Annotated in this window: 14 protein-coding genes; 7 read left to right on the forward strand and 7 right to left on the reverse strand. The window is 73.4% G+C overall.

Translation table 11 applies throughout. From position 1 onward, the window contains the following. Positions 1 to 93: 93 nt before the first annotated feature. Positions 94 to 657, reverse strand: coding sequence for a hypothetical protein (locus ACFQBR_RS18440; protein WP_344178837.1), 564 nt, complete (start codon positions 655 to 657; stop codon positions 94 to 96). A 323-nt stretch (positions 658 to 980) separates the two neighbouring features. Here ACFQBR_RS18440 and ACFQBR_RS18445 point away from each other — a divergent pair, with 323 nt between their 5' ends. Further along, the gene (locus ACFQBR_RS18445) at positions 981 to 3113 is read left to right on the forward strand and encodes a bifunctional metallophosphatase/5'-nucleotidase (protein ID WP_344178840.1); all 2133 of its coding nucleotides are present in this window, start codon (positions 981 to 983) and stop codon (positions 3111 to 3113) included. Positions 3114 to 3201: 88 nt separating this feature from the next. Here the strand turns inward: ACFQBR_RS18445 and ACFQBR_RS18450 are convergent, their stop codons facing one another. Both ACFQBR_RS18450 and ACFQBR_RS18455 read right to left on the reverse strand, forming a co-directional pair. Continuing rightward, entirely contained in the window at positions 3202 to 3639 is a 438-nt protein-coding gene (locus ACFQBR_RS18450) for a hypothetical protein (protein WP_344178842.1), read from the reverse strand. 372 nt (positions 3640 to 4011) lie between these two features. Beyond that, positions 4012 to 4878 (reverse strand): hypothetical protein, encoded by an 867-nt coding sequence (locus tag ACFQBR_RS18455; RefSeq protein ID WP_378553929.1) that lies wholly within the window; start codon positions 4876 to 4878, stop codon positions 4012 to 4014. 809 nt (positions 4879 to 5687) lie between these two features. Here ACFQBR_RS18455 and ACFQBR_RS18460 point away from each other — a divergent pair. Both ACFQBR_RS18460 and ACFQBR_RS18465 read left to right on the forward strand, forming a co-directional pair. Beyond that, the gene (locus ACFQBR_RS18460) at positions 5688 to 6356 is read left to right on the forward strand and encodes a response regulator transcription factor (protein WP_017570862.1); all 669 of its coding nucleotides are present in this window, start codon (positions 5688 to 5690) and stop codon (positions 6354 to 6356) included. 68 nt (positions 6357 to 6424) lie between these two features. Further along, a complete protein-coding gene (locus ACFQBR_RS18465; RefSeq protein WP_267948224.1) occupies positions 6425 to 7711 on the forward strand; it encodes a sensor histidine kinase in 1287 nt (428 codons plus the stop codon). Between the two features lie 191 nt (positions 7712 to 7902). Here the strand turns inward: ACFQBR_RS18465 and ACFQBR_RS18470 are convergent, their stop codons facing one another. The 3 genes from ACFQBR_RS18470 to wecB form a co-directional block, all read right to left on the reverse strand. Beyond that, entirely contained in the window at positions 7903 to 10089 is a 2187-nt protein-coding gene (locus ACFQBR_RS18470; RefSeq protein WP_378554033.1) for a glycosyltransferase, read from the reverse strand. A gap of 94 nt (positions 10090 to 10183) precedes the next feature. Next, positions 10184 to 11977, reverse strand: a complete 1794-nt coding sequence (locus ACFQBR_RS18475) for a hypothetical protein (protein WP_267948222.1) — start codon at positions 11975 to 11977, stop codon at positions 10184 to 10186. A gap of 333 nt (positions 11978 to 12310) precedes the next feature. Continuing rightward, on the reverse strand, positions 12311 to 13423 hold the full coding sequence (gene wecB / locus ACFQBR_RS18480; protein WP_267948221.1) for a non-hydrolyzing UDP-N-acetylglucosamine 2-epimerase: 1113 nt from the start codon (positions 13421 to 13423) through the stop codon (positions 12311 to 12313). A 230-nt stretch (positions 13424 to 13653) separates the two neighbouring features. On the opposite strand from wecB, the gene ACFQBR_RS18485 reads away from it, so the two are divergent. From ACFQBR_RS18485 to ACFQBR_RS18500, 4 genes are all read left to right on the forward strand, one after another. Further along, positions 13654 to 15405, forward strand: a complete 1752-nt coding sequence (locus ACFQBR_RS18485; protein WP_352984319.1) for a glycosyltransferase family 4 protein — start codon at positions 13654 to 13656, stop codon at positions 15403 to 15405. 103 nt (positions 15406 to 15508) lie between these two features. Beyond that, a complete protein-coding gene (locus ACFQBR_RS18490) occupies positions 15509 to 16876 on the forward strand; it encodes a nucleotide sugar dehydrogenase (RefSeq protein WP_267948219.1) in 1368 nt (455 codons plus the stop codon). 273 nt (positions 16877 to 17149) lie between these two features. Then, positions 17150 to 18322, forward strand: coding sequence for a glycosyltransferase family 4 protein (locus ACFQBR_RS18495; protein WP_267948218.1), 1173 nt, complete (start codon positions 17150 to 17152; stop codon positions 18320 to 18322). Positions 18323 to 18413: 91 nt separating this feature from the next. Continuing rightward, positions 18414 to 19019 carry a malonic semialdehyde reductase gene (locus ACFQBR_RS18500; RefSeq protein WP_267948217.1) on the forward strand — a complete coding sequence of 202 codons (606 nt, stop codon included), beginning with the start codon at positions 18414 to 18416 and terminating at the stop codon, positions 19017 to 19019. A 118-nt stretch (positions 19020 to 19137) separates the two neighbouring features. On the opposite strand, the gene ACFQBR_RS18505 is transcribed toward ACFQBR_RS18500, so the two are convergent. Continuing rightward, complete coding sequence (locus ACFQBR_RS18505) at positions 19138 to 19968, reverse strand: glycosyltransferase family 2 protein (protein ID WP_267950254.1); 831 nt, start codon at positions 19966 to 19968, stop codon at positions 19138 to 19140. Between the last annotated feature and the right edge of the window lie 249 nt (positions 19969 to 20217).

The raw sequence follows: 20217 nt of genomic DNA on the forward strand, positions 1-20217 counted from the left end.
CCAACGTCCAGCTCCCCGTTACGGGGTGGCGAAGAAGCACAAAACGGACACGGTGGGCAGCCTCAGCGCCAAGCAAGCACGTTAAACGCCAAGCTAGAGGAGCCCGTAGTGGGCGCGGCCCTCACGGGAGAACATGTGGGCGATCATCGTGACCGCGAAGCCCAGCGGGAGGGCGGCGATCAGGTCGCCGAGGACGAGGTTCCACAGCAGGAGGCCCCCGGCGACGGTCTGGAAGGCCACCACGCCCCAGAAGACGCCGACGGTGCGCTGCCGGATCCGGCCGGCCAGGAGCGTGGACAGCAGTCCGTACACACCGGTGACGGCGGCCATGGTGATCATCATGGAGCGCATCATCTCGACGCTGACCGCGAGCTCGACCCCCTCCTCGGCGGCGAGGTCCGCCTGCTGCCGCAGGGCGTCGGCCATCACCTCCTGGGGCACGCTCAGCCCCAGCAGGAACAGGGCCGTCAGCCCGAGGCCGCAGGCGCCGCCGATGTACATCAGCGTGCGCACGACCGCCACCTTCCTCGGCAGCGGCGCGTCGGGGCGGAGCGCGTCGAAGCGGGCGCCGAAGTCGGGGAGCCCCCGCTGCGGCGGGACGTCGCCTCCGCCCTGTGCCCCGTTGGGGTCGTACGGGTCCTGGCCAGAGGGAAACACTGACGTCCTCCGAGGGTGTCGAGCGAACTTGCCTCCCCCATGGTAGGGGCGGCCGGCCCGCCGGGCGCGGGATCGGGCGGCGAATTCCCCGACACTCCCCCGTGTGGGGGGCGACGGCGGTCACCGGGGGTGATGATGGGGGGCATGAGAAGCTGTACAAGGCGATACGGCTGGGACGAAATCTCCGGTCCGCACCGCAGATTCCGCACATCGTAACCCCTCGGCACGTGCCCGATCCTTCTCACCCCTCCAGGGCGGTCCACCCCGGCCCCCGCCCGCCGCAGGCGGATCCCCCGCCGATCCCCCGAAGGAGTCCCGCAGACATGTCCAGACTCGTGCGCGCCTCAGCGGCGCTGATGCTGGTGGGCGCCTTCGCGGTCCCGCTGCCGTCGGCCTCGGCCGCGGTCCGGCCCGCGGCCCCCGACGGTCCCCCCGACTTCACACTGACGATCCTCCACGCCAACGACCCCGAGTCCCAGCTGCTCTCCGCTTCCGGCCAGGACGACTTCGGCGGCGCGGCCCGCTTCACCACGCTGCTCGACCGGCTCCGGGAGACCGAGGGCGACGGCGCGGAGGCCGGGGCCGACGAGGCCCGCGAGCGCGGTGTCGTCACCGTCAACTCCGGTGACATGTACCTTCCCGGGCCCGAGTTCGCCGCCTCCCAGGAGGACGGTGCGCCCTCCTACGACGCCATCGCCGCCAACCACGCCCGCTACGACGCGATCTCCATGGGCAACCACGAGTTCGACTTCGGCCCGGACGTGTACGCCGACTTCGTGGACCAGCTCACCGGGGACACGACGGTGGTCGCCGCGAACGTGGACGTCTCGGCCGAGCCGGCCCTGGCGGCCCAGGAGGCGGCGGGCCGGATCGCCCCCAGCACCGTGGTCGAGGTCTCGGGGGAGCGGGTCGGCATCGTCGGCGCCCTCTACCCGCCGCTGGCCACCGTCACCAGCCCGCGCGGGGTGGTGGTCGAGGACCTCGTCGTCCCGGTCCAGGCCGAGGTCGACCGGCTGACCGGCGAGGGCGTCGACAAGATCATCATGATCTCCCACCTGCAGAACATCGCCTACGAGGAACGTGTGGCCCGGGAGCTGACCGGCGTCGACGCCATCGTGGCCGGGGGCGGCCACGAGGTGATGGCCGGCCCCGACGACGTCCTGGTGCCCGGGGACGAGGTCACCGCCCACCCGGAGACGGGCGAGCCGCTGGCCTACCCGCTGGTCGCCACCGCCCCGGACGGCACGGAGGTCCCGATCGTGACCGCCGGGTCGAACTACAAGTACGTGGGCCGCCTGGTCGTCAACTTCGACGGGGGCGACCTGGTGTCGGTCTCCGAGCGCTCCGGGCCGGTGCGCGTGTCCGGTGCGGGCGCCGACGCCGTCTCCCCCCACCCCGGGGTCGAGGCCGAGGTGACCGGGCCGGTCGCCGACCACGTCGCACAGCTCGCCGAGACCGAGGTGGCCCTGAGCGAGGTCGACCTCGACGGGGTCCAGAACCCGGGTGTGCGCACCCGGGAGACGAACCTGGGCAACCTGGTCGCGGACGGGCTGCTGGACACCGGGAGGCGCAACGCCGGCGAGTACGGGGTGCCCGAGCCGCAGATCGGCATCCAGAACGGCGGCGGCATCCGCAACGCGTCGGTGCTCCCCGCGGGGCCGCTGAGCGCGCTGGACACCTACTCCGTCGCGCCGTTCGCCAACCAGGTGGCCGTGGTCCCGGACCTCCCGCGTTCCCAGGTCAAGGAGCTGCTGGAGCAGGGCGTGGCCGCCGCCCCCGCGGCCAGCGGGGCGTTCATGCAGGTCGCCGGGGTCAACTTCGCGTACGACCCGGCGCGCACCGCGCAGGCGGTGGACGACGCGGGCACCGTGACGACCCCGGGCGAGCGGGTGCGCAACGTGATCCTGCACGACGGCACCGTCCTCGTGCGGGACGGCGAGGTCGTCGACGGCGATCCGGTCACGGTGGTCACCAACGACTTCTCCGCCAGGGGCGGGGACATGTACCCGTTCCGGGACGCCTCCTTCACCGTCGTCGGGGCGACCTACCAGGTGGCCCTGGAACGCCTGCTCACCGACACCCTGGAGGGCCGGGTCACGGCGCAGGCGTATCCCGAGGGCGGCTCCGGCCGCATCGTCGTGGGCGAGGAGGCCACGGTGCCGGACGGCGGCGGCACGCCCACCGAGCCCCCGGTCGGGCCGACGGCCGGCCCCACGGACCCCGCGGAGCCGACCGATCCGCCGAGCGCCGGGCCGACCGCACCGGGAGGGGGCGGGCCGGGCGACGACAAGCCGGGCCGGCCGGACGGGGCGAACGGTGCGCTGCCGACGACCGGAAGCGCGCTGTTCGGCCTGGTCGCCGCGGCCGTGATCGCGGTCTGCGCCGGCGGTGCCGCGCTGTACCTGAGCCGCAGGCGCACGGGCGCCGGCACCGCGTCCGCCGGACCGGAGTCCTGACGGGAGGCGCGCCGGTCCCCCGGGGCCGGCGCGCGGCAGGGGCCCGTCCGGGGCGTTCCCCGGGCGGGCCCCTGCCGCGCGGAGGGCGTCAGCAGCCGGGGAGGCCGGCGACCGGCTTCCAGGGCTCGGCGAGCCGGAGGGCCGTCGCGCTGACGAAGACGTCCCGGTTGGCGCTGTCGTCGGTGAGCACCCACCACGTGGAGTAGCGGCCGTCCCCGTCGGAGTGGGGCTGCCCCTCGGTCTGGCAGAAGAAGTAGTGGCGCCCGGTCGGCAGCACGGTCCCCGTGGGGTGCCCGGTGTCCCGCTGCCGGTAGGTGCGCGCCTCCCGCCAGGTGGAGTAGTAGTGGCGGACCGAGTAGGAGCCCGGGACCACGTGGACGTCGGACGCGCCGTGGTCCGCGGGCGCGGCGGCGGTCTCCTGCGGGGGCGGGTCCGCCGACGCGGCGGCGGCCGGCGCCGCCAGTGCCGTGGGGAGGGCGAGCGCCAGTACCGCCGTCGCCGTTCTCAGGATGCCTCTGTGTGCCATCGCCGTTCCTCGCGTCTTCCGGGACCGGCACCGCCGCGGCGTCACGGAACCGTCGTCCACAGGAGACGGTGAAACCTGGCACCGGGCCGGGTGGTCCTGGTGGAATGGATGCGGGGGGACCTGAATCCAGGCCAACCCCCTCCAACGCCACCATTGTCACGCAGAGTATTCACAGCGTTGCTCAACGACACGAATTCCCCTCGCCCCCGGCCGGGCCGCTCCGACGCCGACCGCACTCCCACGCGTCCCGCCCGGCGCCCCGGACCGGCTCCCCTCGCCCCGGCCCCGGACCGACACCTCCGGGCGGCCCGCAGGGTGCCGGACGGCCCGGTCCGCCGGCCCGCTCCCCGGGCCGGCGGACCGGCGCTCCCGTCAGGGGCAGCCCGCCGCCTCCCGGGTCGCCTCGGCCATGTCGTCGCGCTCACCCTGGTCCATGGCGTCGCCGTCGAACCAGATCAGCACGAAGTGGCAGGCCTCCTGGATGTCGGCGGCGGTGCTGTCCTCGCTCTCCTCCAGGGCCATGGCGGCGAACAGCGCGATCCCTGCGCCGTCGAAGGCGATCGCCCGCATCAGGTTGGTGTCCATGGCGGAGGTGCACTGGAAGAGGTTCTCCTCCTCGTTCTCCGCCGTGCAGATGTCGTCGGTGACGTCCACCCGCGCGTCGATGGGGAAGTCGCGGCGCAATTCGTCGACCAGGTCCTCCGCGGTGATGAGCTCCTCCGCCTCGACGGACGGCTCGTCCGTGGGGAGGGGCCGGCCGGTGGGCGGGGGCTCCTCCGAGGGGGAGGGCCCGGGCGTGGGCGACCCCTCCTCAGACGCCTCCCCGCCGGGCTCCTCGGAGGGCGCGGCCGCGGCGACCCCGGCCGCACCCCCGGTCACCCTCCAGCCCAGGGCCATGCCGCCGCCGAGGAAGGACGCGCCCGCCAGGACCGCGATGACGGAGAGGACGGCCAGGAGACCGGTGCCGTAGCGACCGGGCCGGGACGGCTGGGCGGGAGGCGGACCGAACGGCCCCTGCGGCCCCTGCGACCCCTGGAGGGAGGGTGGGGCCTGCGGGGACCCCTGGCCCCCCTGGAAGCCCTGGCCGCTCGCAGACCCCGGGGCCCCTCGGCCCCCCGCGAAACCCTGGAAGCCCTGCTGCCCATGGGCTCCTTCAGCCCCCTGGGGCCCCTGGAAGCCCTGGGGCCCCTGGAAGCCCTGCGGCCCCTGAAACCCCTGTGCCCCCTGGACCCCATGCACCCCTTGAGGCCCCTGGACCTCCCGGGCCCCCGGCGGAACCTGTCCGTGCGGGGGCGCATGGTGCCCCCCGGGCCCCTGCCCCTGCCCCGCCCCCGGGAGGGGCGGGCCGCCGGCCGGCTGCCCCTGGAGCGGCGGCGTCGGCGGCAGCGGCTGCGGCTGGAACCGCGGCTCCTGGCGGCCGGACCCGGGGCCGGGGTCGGGCGGGCCCCAGGCGGGGCCGGACCCACCGGGAGGTGCGGCGCGGCGGTCCGCCCCGGGGAGCCCGGAACCCTCCGGAGTGCCCTGGTCCCCCGGGGGACCGTGCGCCCCCGGGGCTTCCTGGCGGCCCTGCGGGTCCGGCGCGCCCGGTGCGCCCGGCGGCCCCTCCGGCCCCTCGGTTCCGCGCGGCGGAGTACCGGGCCCGCCGTCCGACCCGTGTTCGTTCTGGGGGTTCACGTACAGACTCCTCGCTGTCGGGGGACGCCGGCTCGGGCGGGTTCGTCGGTGGGGCTGCCGGGGCGGGCGGGCGCCGGCGGGCTTCCCTCCCGCTTCACGACGCCTTACTACCCCTTTTGTTATGAATCCTCCCACTTTCCCATTCGGAGTGACCTTCAGGGGGGAGGCATGGGCGTGCACCCGGCCCCGAGGGCCGATCCCGGGGCGCATGTACGACCAAGACTCCCATTTTCAACAAGTAAGTGCAAAGAAAAGTCTCATGAGAGCAAATCGAACCGTTTGACCGGTATGGGATTAGAGTATTTTCAGCCAACCTTGGGACATCCGGCGCGCATAATAGGGAAATGCGCGACCCCGGACCTACGATCGACAACATGACCTGCGTTTTGCTGGCCGAAGACGATGTCTCGATCTCCGAGCCTCTCGCGCGCGCACTCCGTCGCGAGGGCTACACGGTGGACGTGACCGTCAACGGCATTGAGACACTCGACCGTGCCCGTGCGGGAGACATAGACCTGATGGTCCTGGATCTCGGGCTGCCCGAAATGGACGGGCTAGAGGTGGCACGTCGGCTCCGCGCCGAGGGCCACGGAACGCCGATCCTCATCCTGACCGCCCGCGCCGACGAGGTGGACACCGTCGTCGGCCTCGACGCGGGCGCCGACGACTACGTCACCAAGCCCTTCCGGCTCGCCGAACTCCTCGCCCGCGTCCGCGCGCTGCTGCGCCGGGGCGGCGCGGAGGTGCCCGTCGTGCACGGCGTGCGGATCGACAACGACTCCCGCCGCGCCTGGCTGGGCGAACGCGAACTCCAGCTGACCACCAAGGAGTTCGACCTCCTGCGCGTACTCGTGCGCGACGCGGGCAAGGTGGTGACCCGCGAGCAGATCATGCGCGAGGTGTGGGACACCAACTGGTGGGGTTCCACCAAGACACTCGACATGCACATCTCCTGGCTGCGCCGCAAACTCGGCGACGACGCCAACCAGCCCTCGTACATCACCACCGTCCGGGGCGTGGGCTTCCGGTTCGAGCGGGACTGACACGACCTTGGTTTCCGACGCGCTCAGCGCCGGTCGGCCCGGTCGGGGTCGGACGGACATGAGGTGACATGCGCAGGCGGATGGTTTTCTCCACCCTGGTGGTGACCGTCATCGCCGTCATGCTGCTGGGGCTGCCCCTCGGGGCTCTCACGTACAAACTGGTGCACGACGAGAGCAGCCGCCAGCTTCAGGGCGAGGCGGAGCTGATCGGTGCCGAGAGCGACACCATGCTCGAGGTCCACGGGCAGCTCTACCCCGACGAGTTCGACCGCGACCACCCGGCCCGGTTCATCCGGATCACGCCGGCGGGCGCCCCCTCGGGGGCGACGGCGGGGGACCCCGCCCTCGACCCGGAGAACCCCGGCGCGCCCGGTCTGCAGAAGGCCACGGCGACCACCGGCAGGGGGACGCTGGTCGAGGTGTGGACGAGCGCCGAGACGGTGCAGCAGAGCGTCGTGCGCGCCTGGCTGGGCATCGCCTCGCTGTCACTGCTGGCCATCGGCGTCGCCGTGGGGCTGTCCATGTTCCAGGCGCGGCGGCTCACGCTGCCGCTGGCGGACCTGGCCGCCACCGCCGAACGCCTCGGCTCGGGGGTCACCACGCCCTGGGGGCACCGCTACGGCATCCCCGAGGCCGACCGGGTGGCGGAGGTCCTGGACCGCAGCGCCGAGCGCATCGCGGGGCTGATCGCCACCGAGCGCCACTTCGCCACCGACGCCTCGCACCAGCTCCGCACCCCGCTCACGGCGCTGACGATGCGGCTGGAGGAGATCATCGCGGAGTCCGGCAACCCGGACGTGGTCCGCGAGGAGGGCGAGGCCGCCCTCGCCCAGACCGAACGCCTGGTGGAGACCGTGGAGAGCCTCCTCGGCAGGGCGCGCAAGAGCCAGAACCCCGAGGTGGAGGCGGTCGAGCTCGACCCCGTCCTCCACCACCTCCAGGCCGAGTGGCAGCCGGTCTTCCAGCAGGAGCGGCGCGAGCTGGTCATCACCGGAGTCTCCGGTCTGACCGCGGTGACGGTCCCCACCGACCTGACGCAGATCATCGCCACCCTGGTGGAGAACGCGTACAAGCACGGCGCCGGGACGGTGACCATCCGGCGCCTGGACACCGGGCAGTCGGTGCGCATCGAGGTCAGCGACGAGGGCGAGGGCGTACCCGAGCACCTGTCCGGGCGCATCTTCGAGCGCGAGGTCAGCGGAGACGGCGGCACCGGCCTGGGGCTGGCCCTGGCCCGCCACATAGCCGAGTCCGAGGGGGCCCGGATCGAGCTGGTGCAGACGAGGCCGACCACCTTCGCGCTGTTCCTGCCCGCGGGTGCGGGCGGGCTGTCGAAGATGACCGGCCCGGTCTAGGGCGGTGGCCGACAGGGGGCGCGGCCCCGCCCCTCCCCCGTGGTCCCGTGCTCATGGCGGCTCCGGGAGCCGAAACCGTCCACGAGTACAGGACCATCGGCGTCGGAGTCCCCCACGTCCCACCGGCCACGGTTCCGGTCGGCCTGCCGCCACCGGTCCCGGGCGCACCGGACCCCGTGCGCGTCCCGGGTTCAGGCGTCCGCGGGCGCGGCCGCCTGCGCCGTGTCCGGCACCTTGCCCCGCACCACCAGGTCGCTCCAGAGCGAGCGCACCCGGCCCAGCCCGTACGCCTCGGTCACCTCGGCGCGCGCCCGCTCGGCCTCGGCCGCGAACCCGCCCCCGCTGACCGTCTCGTGGATGGACTCGGCCATGGCGACGGCGTCGTCGTGGATCCAGTGCGGGTCGTAGATGGTGTCCGCGCCCGGCCACGGCAGCAGCGCGGGGATGCCGCCCGAGGCGGCGCACTCGGCTGGGGCCAGGTGGAACGACTCGTCGTCGCTGGTGGAGAGCATGAACCCCACCCGGCGCAGCCAGGTCGCCACGTCCGGGCCGAACGGGTCGAACACCACCCCGGCCGCGAGCCGCTCGTCGCGCTGGATCCGCCGGTAGACCCGCTCGAAGTAGGCGCGCTCCTCCGGCCGGTTCCAGATCCACCAGTAGTCCCACGGCTGCTTGGTCTTGACCGAGAGCGTGTACCGCGGGTCCATGCGGCGCAGCTCCGCGAGCACGTCGAGGCCCCGGTCCAGCCGCTTGCGCGACGGCGCGATCCCGACCATGCCCAGCGAGTACTCGGCGCCGGAGAGCTTGGGCCGGTCCAGCTGCTCGTCGTCCACCCAGTTGGGCACCACGACGACCTTGTCGGCGGGCCAGCCGGTCAGCTCCCGGGTGAGGTCGGCGTAGTGGGGGCTCACGCACACCACGGCGTCGACCTTGTCGATGTCGAGCTTGCGCGGCCACTCCGCGTACAGCTCGAACCGGTGCAGGCGCACCACCAGTCGCTGGTCGGGGCGCTTCCACTTGGAGTAGAACAGGGCGTTGGGCCCGCACCACTCGCAGATCACCACGTCCGCCCAGGCCGCCAGCTCGCGGGACCGGTACTGGTCGTGGCTGTTCAGCCCCTCCCACTCGTCGATGCGCACGTCCAGCCCGGGCAGGGAGTCCAGGTACTCGGCGAGACGGGTGAAGAACTTCATGTCGTGGCCGGCGACGACCACCTTGAGCGGCCGTTCGGTGTCGACCCCGGCCGGAGCCGGCGGCAGGGCCTCGGTGAGGTAGCCGCGCAGGCGTTCGGCCGCCCGTTCGAGCGTGTGGTCGGCGGCGGCGGCGCGGCAGCGCGCGGCGGCGTCGGCGTAGAGGGCCCGGTCGTGGTGGGCGCGGGCGACCACCTCGGCGACGGACTCGACTCCGGCCCCCGCGAACAGCGGGTAGTCGGCGCCGAGCATCGCCTCGTGCATGGGGGTGCGGTTGAGCACCACCGGCAGGCCGAGCGCGCCCAGCTCCAGCACCTTCGTGGACAGCTCCAGGCTGGCGTCCATGGAGGGGTCCCGCCAGGAGATCCCGAACCCGCACTCGGCGGCCTGGCGGAGCGCCTCCGCGCGCGGCATGCCGCCGCGCCAGTCCACCCCGGGGGTGCCCTCCAGCGCCTTGCGCATGCGCTTGGCCCAGTCCGCGGGCTCGGCGTGGATCTTGTCGCCGATCATCACCAGTTCGGCGTCCACGCCCCGCGCGGCCAGTTCGGCGGGGAGCGCGGTCATCTCCAGGGTGTTCCACGCGGGCGCGAACTTGCCGGTGTAGGCGAGGCGTGCGCGGGCGTGGACGGCGCCGTCGGCGCGCACGTCCTCGGGGACCACCACCACGGGCGGGAAAAGCACCGAGCGGCCGCAGGCCGCCGACACCGACGACTCCAGGAAGGCCCGCAGCTCCTCCGTCTGGCAGAGCAGGAACCGGGACGCCACCGCGATCTGGGTGAGTTCGGCGGTGGCGGTCGCCGACAGCTCGCCCACGCTGTGGGGGAAGTCCGTCAGGTAGGTCCACAGCCTGCCCGCCAGCGCCTCCTCCTGCGCCGCGAGCCCGGCCAGGCGGCGGCCGCGCACCACCACCAGGTCGAACGGCTTGCGCTCGTGCTGCCGGGTGAGCAGGGTGACGGCCTGTTCCGGTGTGAGCCCGCGCGGGCCCAGGTCCGGCAGCAGCTTGTCCTCGTAGGGACGCAGCAGGCGGACCCCGGGGACCCTGGTGAGGGGCTCGGTCAGCCGGTCGGTGCGCACGGGTGCCTTCAGCAGCAGGGTGACCTCGCATCCGGCGGCGGCCAGGGCCTGCGCCATCGACTGCGCCCAGACAGCGGAGCCGTCGATGATGTTGAGGTCCACGTCCCCGTACAAGAGTGCGCGCGGAGGAGGTGTGCTCACGTTCTTCCCTTCGGATGCTTTCTGGTGGCCCGTGCGGGGCTGACGGCGCTGTCGGTGGGGTCGGGGTTCAACCGACGGCACCGGTGGAGGCGTCCGTGGAGTTGTACACGGCGTCCTCGTCGTCGGCGTCGGGGCCGGCGGGGCCGTTGTCCGGGCCCAGGGCCAGGAGCCTCGTGCCGCGCCGGTTCCACTCGTCCGGGTTCCAGCCGCGCCGCAGGAGGCGGGTGCGGGCGAGTTCCGGGACGACCTCGCTGACGAAGACGTACTGCGGCGCCCCCGTGTCCGGGCGGTCGAAGAAGCCGAGGTCCCCGGCCCCGTCGAGCGGGCTCCCGGGCCCGTGGCCGTCCCCCGCGCTGGCGCCGACGGCGTCGGCGTCGGAGCACTCCACGGCGCACACCAGGTCGGCGAGCCGGGTGGGGCTGAGAGGTCCGTTCCACAGGTGGGCCCAGGGAGCGGTGGCGCGTTCGGCGAGGGCCGCCCAGCGGTCCGGGCCGAGCCCTCCGACGCGCGGGACGGGGGCGCCGGGCGTGTTCCGGGTGAGTTCCTCGGGCGTGTCCGGGGCGCTGAAGCGGACGGTGCGCACGGTGATGCCCTCGGCCCGCAGGCGCTGGATCCCGGGGAGGCGCGACGCCGAGTGGGGCACGACGACCTCGGTGGGCCGCAGGACGGCCCCCGTCAGGTCGGAGGCGAGCAGGTCGGCCTCGGCCTCCCCCGCGGGGTCGGCGAGGACGGCGACGGAGCGGCCCCGGAGCGGGAGCTCCGAGCCGGGTGTGCCGGGCGGGAAGTCCAGGTCTCCCAGGATCTCGGCGAGGCGGACCGGGGTGGCCTCCTGGAGGAAGACCTTGCGGAGCCGGAGGCGCATCGCGGAGGGGGTGACCCGCTCCGCGCGCATGCGCGGCACGGAGACCGCGAGGGCCTCCCCGTGCGGGTTGGCCGCGTGCGGGACCGGGGAGTGGGTGATGACGCCGGCCCCGCATGCCCAGGCGCGGCGGCGGAGCCGGGTGTCGTCGGCCGGGAAGGCCGGGACGACGGCGACGTTGGCGGCGCGCAGGGCGTCGGCGAGGCCGGGCGAGTCGGCGTCCACGACCCCGGCTTCGAGCTCGGTGAGCACCTCGGGGACGGGGGCGTCGGGCGTCTCCCGGACGAACACGGCCTTCGGGCCGGGGGTCAGGTCGGCGGCGACCGGGTTGAACAGGTGCAGCGGGACCCCGGCGTCCCCGCGGTGGACCCGGTCGAAGCCGAGTTCGCGCAGGGCGGGCGGGGCCGGGGCGTCCTCGAGGAGCACCGTGGGGATGCCGCGCGCGGCGGCGGACTCCAGGACCCAGTGCAGGGCGCGGGTGCGGTCGGCGGCCGCCGGGTCCCCGACGTGCGCCCACGGCGATCCGGCGGCCGCGGCCGACGCCGAGACCAGGACCAGGTCGACGTCCACCCCGTCCATGACGATCTGGGCGTCGTGGGGGCGCAGCGGCACGGAGTGCAGGTAGGGGGACACGGCGTCCTGGATGGCGGATCCGACCACGGTGGCGACGACCAGCAGGTCCTCGCTGTTCCCGGCCATCCCGCTCAGGAGCCTGGCCTCCTGGCGGTCGGCGTCGAAGGAGCGGACCGGCTCGGCGCCGGGGCGGCGGCGCTGGACGTGCTGGGTGGTGCCGCTGCGCCGCCAGAGCCGGTAGAGGTCTCGCGGAAGTCTGACGAGGGATCGGCCGGGCCGCTTGGCGGCGGCCGTGAGCGCACGCCCCACCTGGAGTGAGGTGGAGTCCTCCACGGCGGCGAGCCGGGTGCGCGCCTCCTGGAGCTGGGCGTCGCGCTCGGCGAGGGCCTGTTTGAGCTGTTCGGTCTGGCTCTGTTCACGCCGTTTCACGGTCTGCCACCTTGCGTTCTGGTCGGATCGGCGAAACCACCGCGTCCGTCGGGTGTGTCGTGTCCGACGGAGCCGGGTGCTGCTCCCGGCGTGTCCCCGGCCGGGTGCGGATGCCCATGGAGAGGCGCGTCGAGGGCCGGGCGGGACGTCTGGACGGGACGGGGGAGGACGGGTGGGAGTGTGCCATGGGGGATCACCGGGACCGCTGCGCGGGTACCGGGACGACGCGGCGGCCGTCGCGGCGGGGACGCGGGGACGGGATCGGGGCGGAGCGCTGCCGGCCCTCCCTCGGCGGGGGGACCGGGCCGGGCCGTCGTGCGTGCGGCATCGGCGTCACCTGGACCACTGGGTGAGGACGGACGCGATGCGCTCCCCCGCCCGGCCGTCCCACAGGGGCGGGGTGTCGTCGCCGATCCGCTCGGGGGTCTGCCCGTGCAGGACCTTGGTGACGGTGGGGAGGAGGTCGGCCTCCGTGACGAGCTGGTTGGTGCCGTGGGTGATGGTGACCGGCCGTTCGGTGTTGGGCCGCAGGGTGAGGCAGGGGACCCCGAGGATCGTGGTCTCCTCCTGCACGCCGCCGGAGTCGGTGACCACTGCGGCGGCTCCGCGGGTGAGGGCGACGAAGTCGAGGTAGCCGAGGGGTTCGAGGAGGCGCACCCGCGGGTGGTCGCCGAGCCCGGCGCGGTCGAAGGCGGCCTTGCCGCGCGGGTGCACGGGCATGACCACGTCGGCGAGGTCGGCGATCTCGTGGAGGCGGGCGGTGAGGCGGGCCACGTTGTCGGGGTCGTCGACGTTCGCGGGCCGGTGCAGGGTCGCGGCGACGTAGCGCTCCGGCAGGCCGAGGCGGGCGCGCAGGGCGTCGGCGTCGAAGCGGTCGAGGTTGCCCAGGAGGGTGTCGATCATCGGGTTGCCGACCAGGTGGACCCGGTCCGGCGAGATCCCCTCGGCGGCGAGGTGCCCGATGGCCTCGGGGCTCGTGGCGAAGCACAGGTCGCTGAGCTGGTCGGTGACCCTGCGGTTGATCTCCTCGGGCATCGTGTTGTCGAAGGAGCGCAGGCCCGCCTCCACGTGCGCGACCGGGATGTGCAGCTTGGCGGCCACCAGGGCGGCGGCCACGGTGGAGTTGACGTCGCCGTACACGACCACCATGCCGGGCTCGCGCCTGCTGAACTCCTCCTCCAGGCCCACCATGAGCGCGGCGGTCTGCGCCGCGTGCGACCCGGAGCCGACGCCCAGGTCGACGTCGGGGGTGGGCAGGCCGAGGTCGCGGAAGAACACGGCCGACATGCGGTCGTCGTAGTGCTGTCCGGTGTGGACGACCGACTGGTGGGCTCCGCGCCCGCGAAGGGCGGAGACGACGGGCGCGGCCTTGACGAAGTTGGGGCGCGCGCCGACGACGTGCACGATCCCGGTGTCCTGGCTCCCAAGGGGGGCGCTCGTTGCCACGACTCTCACGTTTCCTTCTGTTGGGGTGTTCTTATCGTTGCCGAGGGGCGCGGCGCGCCGGGTCGGGCGGTGTTCCTTGCCCGAGCCGTCCCGTCCGTGTCGCCGTGGTGTCACCACGTGGTCACGTCCGCATGGTTATGTGACTGACCGTGCATGACACCCAGACTCCCGAAACCCAGGTTCCCCGTCCGCGCACCCGCTGGCCGCGGGCGGTGACGTTCACCGTGTCGTTGGCCTGGCGACACCTGCGCTCCGATCCGGCGCGCCTGCCGCTGCTCGCGCTGCGGCTGGCGCCCGGTGCGCCGCGCCGGGCCGCACGCTCCCTGGCCGCCCGCCTGGGCGGCCGGGCCCGCGCCTACGCCCTGTGGGACCAGGGCCGGCGCGCGGAGGCCCGCGAGGCGGTGCTCGACGCCGCGGACGGGGCCTCGCCCCGCCGGGTGGGCCGCCTGGTGGCGGCCTGCCTGGCTGCGGGTGATGCCGATACCGCCCGTGAACTGGTCGAACGCCTCCCCCGGGGTGCGGCCCGCGAGGCCGCTGAGCACCGGACGGCGCTGGCGACGGGACGCGCTGTTCCCGCGTCTCCGTCCCCGTCGGCTGACCATCACGGAATCACGTTAACCCGCGGTGCCCGAACGCGGCCCGACGACACGGTGAACGCTCGGCGACCGGAGGTGCGAACAGGTGAACCGGGGGTCCCGGCCCGTGAACGCCGGCGTCCGGCGGACGGCGCGTCGGCCCCCGGCGACGGGCTCCGGGTGCTGCACCTGGTGACGAACGCCCTGCCGCACACCAACGCCGGGTACACCCAGCGCACCCACCGGATCGCGGTGGCCCAGCGCGAGGCCGGGATGGACGTGCACGTGGTCACCCGGGCGGGGTACCCGCTCACCAAGGGGGTCCGGGACCCGCGCACGCTGGTGCGGGTGGACGGTGTGACCTACCACCGGCTGATCCCGTGGACGGCCCCCGCCGACGCGGCCGGGGAGCTGGCGGTGGGGGTGCGGATGGCGTCGGAGCTGGTGGAGGCCGTGCGCCCGGACGTGCTGCACGCGGCGAGCAACCACCACAACGCCCGCCTGGCCCTGGAGCTGGGCCGCAGGTTCGACCTGCCGGTGGTGTACGAGGTGCGGGGGTTCCTGGAGGAGTCGTGGCTGTCCCGCGACCCCTCCAGGAGCGTGGACGACGCCTTCTACCGGGCCGAGCGCGCCGCCGAGACGGAGTGCATGCTGGCCGCCGACCTGGTGGTGACCCTGGGCGAGGCGATGCGGGCGGACATCGAGGCGCGCGGGGTGGCCCGGGAGCGCCTCCTGGTGGTGCCCAACGCGGTGGACGCGTCGTTCCTGGAGCCCCTGCCCCCGGGCGACGGAGTGCGGGCCGGCCTGGGGATCGGCGGGGCGGACTTCGTGGTGGGGACCACCACGAGCTGCTTCGGCTACGAGGGCCTGGACGTGCTGCTGGACGCCGTGGCGCTGATGCGCGAGCGCGGGGAGCCGGCCCACGCGCTGATCGTCGGGGACGGGCCGGAGCTCCCCGCCCTGCGCGCCCGTGCGGCGTCGCTGGGACTGGAGGGGGCCGCCCACTTCCCCGGCCGGGTGGCCGCCTCGGAGGTGCGGTCGCACCACGCCGCGCTGGACGTGTTCGCCGTACCGCGCCGGGACGACCGGGTGTGCCGTGTGGTGACGCCCCTGAAACCCGTGGAGGCCATGGCGGGCGGGCTTCCCGTTGTGGCAAGCGATCTTCCGGCGTTGCGAGAGATTGTGGAACCGGGAGTGACTGGAGAGTTAATTCCCGCGGGCGAATCGGCACGTCTAGCTGATGTCCTGACAAATCTCGCCTACAGTCATGAAAAGCGAGCCGCCTACGGCCTCGCAGGTCGCAGCCTCGTCGGTGCCGACCGCACGTGGGCCGAGGCCGCATACCGCTACAACCAGGCGTATCGGGTTCTTATTCAGAAACTGTCCGAACCAGGCCAGAACCCGTGAGCAGAGGCAACACCTACCTACACTCGGACGCCCCGGGCACTGAGTAATGGCGGTCCTCGAAACTTGCGCCCGTTCACGAAATGAATGCGAGTGTGACCACGAAGTGGATGCCGCAGCCTCCAACCCAGCCCTTGTCCCCGAGCAGCCCGCCGCGGCGGTCAGCGACCTCGTCGTCCTCGGACTCGGTTACGTCGGCCTGCCCCTGGCGGCCGAGGCCGTGTCCGCGGGGCTGAAGGTCACCGGCCTCGACGTGAGCGACCGAGTCGTCGACGGCCTCAACAGCGCGGTCTCCCACGTCGACGACCTCTCGTCGGAAGACGTCGACCGCATGCTGGAGCGCGGGTTCACCGCGACCACGGACCCGGCCTGCCTGGCGGCGGCGCGCACCATCGTCATCTGCGTTCCCACGCCCCTGTCGCCCGAGGGCGGCCCCGACCTGGGCGCGGTCACCTCCGCGGCCCGGTCGATCGCGGCGCACCTCCAGCCGGGGACCCTGGTCATCCTGGAATCCACCACCTACCCGGGCACCACCGACGAGGTGGTGCGGCCGCTGCTGGAGGAGTCCGGGCTGGTCGCCGGGGCCGACTTCCACCTGGCGTTCTCGCCCGAGCGCATCGACCCGGGCAACGCGACCTTCGGCGTGGCCAACACGCCCAAGGTCGTCGGCGGGCTCACGGAGGAGTGCGGCGAGGCCGCCGCCGTCTTCTACGGCAACTTCGTGGACACGGTGGTGCGCACCCGCGGGACCCGCGAGGCCGAGATGGCCAAGCTGCTGGAGAACACCTACCGGCACGTCAACATCGCCCTGGTGAACGAGATGGCCATCTTCTGCCAGGAGCTGGGCGTCGACCTGTGGGACTCCATCGCGGCGGCGGCCACCAAGCCGTTCGGCTTCCAGGCTTTCTACCCGGGTCCGGGCGTCGGCGGGCACTGCATCCCGATCGACCCGAACTACCTGTCGTACAAGGTCAAGACCCTCGGCTACCCGTTCCGCTTCGTCGAGCTGGCCCAGGAGATCAACAGCCGGATGCCGTCCTACGTCATCCAGCGGGCCCAGGAGCTCCTCAACGAGTCGGGGATGGCGCTGTCGCGGTCCAAGGTGCTGCTGCTCGGCGTCACCTACAAGGCCGACATCGCCGACCAGCGCGAGTCGCCGGCCCGGCCGGTGGCGCGCAAGCTGGCCGCCAAGGGCGCCACCCTCTCCTACCACGACCCGCACGTCGAGTCGTGGCAGGTGGACGGGGTGGACGTGCCCCGGTCCACCGACCTGGACCAGGCCATCGCCGAGGCCGACCTGACGATCCTGCTCACCGACCACGCCGAGTACCGGCCCAAGCGGCTGGAGGAGTACGCGCGACTGCTCCTGGACACCCGCGGCGTCCTGCGCCGTCCCGACCCCGAGGCCGGGACCGCGGCCGTGCCCGCCCAGGCGCGACGCCGTCCGAGGCGCGAGGGGATCCAGGTCCTGTGAACTGAGGCACGGGCCGGGGCGCCCCGAACCGCTCCCGGCCCGTGCGGGCCCCTGACCGGCACGCCGACGCGGACACCCACGGTGTCCATCGGCGTGCCTTGTCGTGTTCACCCGGCGCTCCTGGAAGGTTCACCCGATTCACCCCGCCTGGCCACCGCGCTTTCCTCGACCCGTTTCCGCTGGTGAATACCGTGTCGAACAGCACGTATCGCCATCACAAAGCGGATCATCTTCGTAGATGGCCCCATTCGGTGACACAGGTAGGTGAACTCGATGCACGCGCTTGTGGCCACGGTTGTGCACCACCCGGAGGACGCTCGGATCCTGCACAGGCAGATCCGCGCCCTGTTGGACGCGGGACACACGGTGACCTATGTGGCCCCGTTCCGGGAGTGCGGCGTGACCCCGTGGGCCGAGGTGCGCTCGGTGGACGTGCCGCGCGCCTCGGGCCGCGAACGGCTGACCTCGCTGCGCGCCGCCCGCGCGGTGCTCGCCGAGCACGCGCCCCACGCCGACCTCCTCCTCTTCCACGACCCCGAGCTGCTGCTGGCCCTGCCGGCGAAGCGGCCGGTGACGGTGTGGGACGTGCACGAGGACACGGCCGCCGCCCTGCTCACGAAGCCGTGGGTGCCCAAGCCGCTGCGGCGGCCCCTGGGCGGCGTGGTCCGGGCCTTCGAGCGGCGTGCGGAGCGCCGCATGCGGCTGCTGCTGGCGGAGGAGGGGTACCGCTCCCGCTTCCGGTGCGACCACCCTGTGGTGCCCAACACCACCGAGGTGCCGGAGATCCCCCTCCGCGCCCCCGGGGACGACCGGGTGGTCTACCTCGGGCACGTCTCGATGGCACGGGGCGCACGCGAGCTGGTCGAGCTCGGCCGGACGCTCCGTCCCCACGGGGTGCGGCTGGAGGTCATCGGCGGGGCCGACGTCGGCGTGCGGCCGATGCTCCGCGAGGCCCAGCAGGAGGACGCCCTGGACTGGTACGGGTTCGTGCCCAACGACCGGGCGCTGCGCATGTGCGCGGGCGCCCTGGCCGGGGTCAGCCTGCTGCACGACACCCCGAACTACCGGCACTCGATGCCGACCAAGGTCGTGGAGTACATGGCGCACGGCCTGCCCGTCGTGACGACGGCGAACCCGATGGCGGAGGGCCTGGTGACGGGGCGCCCGGAGGGCCCCGCCGGTCTGGTCGTCCCGTTCGGGGACGTGCCGGCCGCCGCGGAGGCGGTACTGCGGCTGAAGCGCGACGGGGAGCTGCGCGAGCGGCTGGCCCGGACGGGGCACGAGATCGCGCAGGCGTCCTACCACTGGCCGGTCCAGGCCAGGGTGTTCGTGAAGCGCCTGGAGGCATGGGTGGACGAGGCGGCCGGCCCGGTCCCCGTCGTCCCCCTCCCGAGGGGGGCGCAGGGCACAGGGGTCCGTGAAGGAAGCCACACCTACCAGCCCTGAGAAATATCTTCCTAGTCAACTAGGTTGTTGCTCGTGCCGGAGCGCTTTTTCGGCATTCTCCCTGATCACGAGCACGACCGAGGTATGACACATGAGTGAGACGCTGGTTCTCGACAAGGCCGCGCAGGACCTCCTGTTCCGCGACGCCCGCACCGCCAACTCCTTCACCGACGAGCCGGTGACCGACGAGCAGGTGCGCGCGATCCACGACCTCGTCAAGTACGGGCCGACCGCCATGAACAACCAGCCGCTGCGGGTCACCGTCGTGCGCTCGCCGGAGGCCCGCGAGCGCCTCGTCCCGCACATGGCGGGCAACAACGCGCCGAAGACCTCGACGGCCCCGCTCACGCTGATCCTGTCCGCGGACAGCGACTTCCACGAGCACTTCCCGAAGACGTTCCCCGTGGCCCCGGACGCCCGCGACAACTTCGCCGGGATGCCCGTCGAGGCCCGCGAGACCATGGCCGCCCAGAACACCCTCCTCCAGATCGCGTACCTGATCGTCGGGGTCCGCGCCGCGGGCCTGGCCGCCGGCCCCATGACCGGCTTCGACGCCGAGGGGGTGCGCCGGGAGTTCTTCGGCGAGGACTCCCCGCTCCGGCCGCTGGTCGTCATGAACATCGGCAACCCCGGCCCGGACGCCTGGTTCGACCGCCTCCCCCGCCTGGACTTCGAGGAGGCCTTCACCGAGGTCTGACCCGCACCACGGCCGAGGGGCCGGACACCCGCGAACGGTGTCCGGCCCCTCGGCCGTGTCCGGCCCGGCCCGTCGCGACCGCCCTCCGCACGGCGGGGCGGCCGGTCGCCGTCCGGGGTCAGATGACCGGCGGGCGCCCGGCCCGGGTCATCCGCCACGCGGTCGACCAGCGGATCGGGGTGCGCGGGCCGGCGTCCTCGCGCCAGCCCTCGCGGAACCCGGCGAACCACGAGCGCAGCGCGGCGCGGTCGCGCTCGCGCAGCACCGTCAGCCCCACCCAGGTGCCGAGGTAGGCGAAGGCGAGGGGCCACGGGAGGTTGCGGCGGGCCAGCCACACCCGGTTGCGGGCGTTGAGCCGGTAGAAGTTCTCGTGCCGCGTCGGCGCCACCGCGGGGTGGTACATGACCGCGTCGGCGTCGTACTCGATCGTGTAACCGGCGTCCATGATGCGCCAGGCGAGGTCGGTCTCCTCGTGGGCGTAGAAGAAGTCGCCGGGCAGCCCCCCGCCGGCCTCGAAGGCCGTGCGGCGGATGGCGCAGGCCCCGCCGAGGAACGTGGTGACCACGCTCGACTCACGGGAGTCCCCCACGCGCAGGCGCGGCACGTGGCGGCGCTGGTCGGGGCCGCCGTCGGGGTCGGCGATCCGGAAGGACAGCGCGCCCAGCGACGTGTCGGCGGCGAACCGCTCCCGCACGTGGCGGGCCAGGTCGGTCGAGCGGTACCAGCCGTCGTCGTCCAGGAAGAGGATGATGTCGCCGTCGGTGGCCTTGACCCCGTGGTTGCGCCCCTCGGGGATGCCGACGTTCTCCGGGAGGAGCACCGTGGTCACACCCTCGGGCATCTCCGGCAGCTGAGCCCCGTTGCTGACCACCACGACCTCGACGTCCGCGTCCTCCTGCTCGAACACGCTGGTGATCGCGCGGCGCAGCTCGGCGGGGCGGGTGCCCATCGTCAGCAGGACGCAGGAAAGTGTGGGCTTGCTGCTACCGGACACCTGGGCGCGGCTCCGTTCGGCTCTTGGCGCTCGGGAGACCTCAGCCGCGGACGTCGCGGTGTCAGACGCGGGTGGGATCACGGGTGTGGCCATGTTTGCGACCGTTCAGTGGACGACATGCTGCTGGCAGGTGGACACCCGCCAACATTCGCAGAAACAGACTAACGAAAGAATAAAAGGGAGGTGTACGGGGCCGTGGACGGG

It is taken from the genome of Nocardiopsis tropica, from assembly GCF_042660575.1.
Classification (GTDB): domain Bacteria; phylum Actinomycetota; class Actinomycetes; order Streptosporangiales; family Streptosporangiaceae; genus Nocardiopsis; species Nocardiopsis tropica.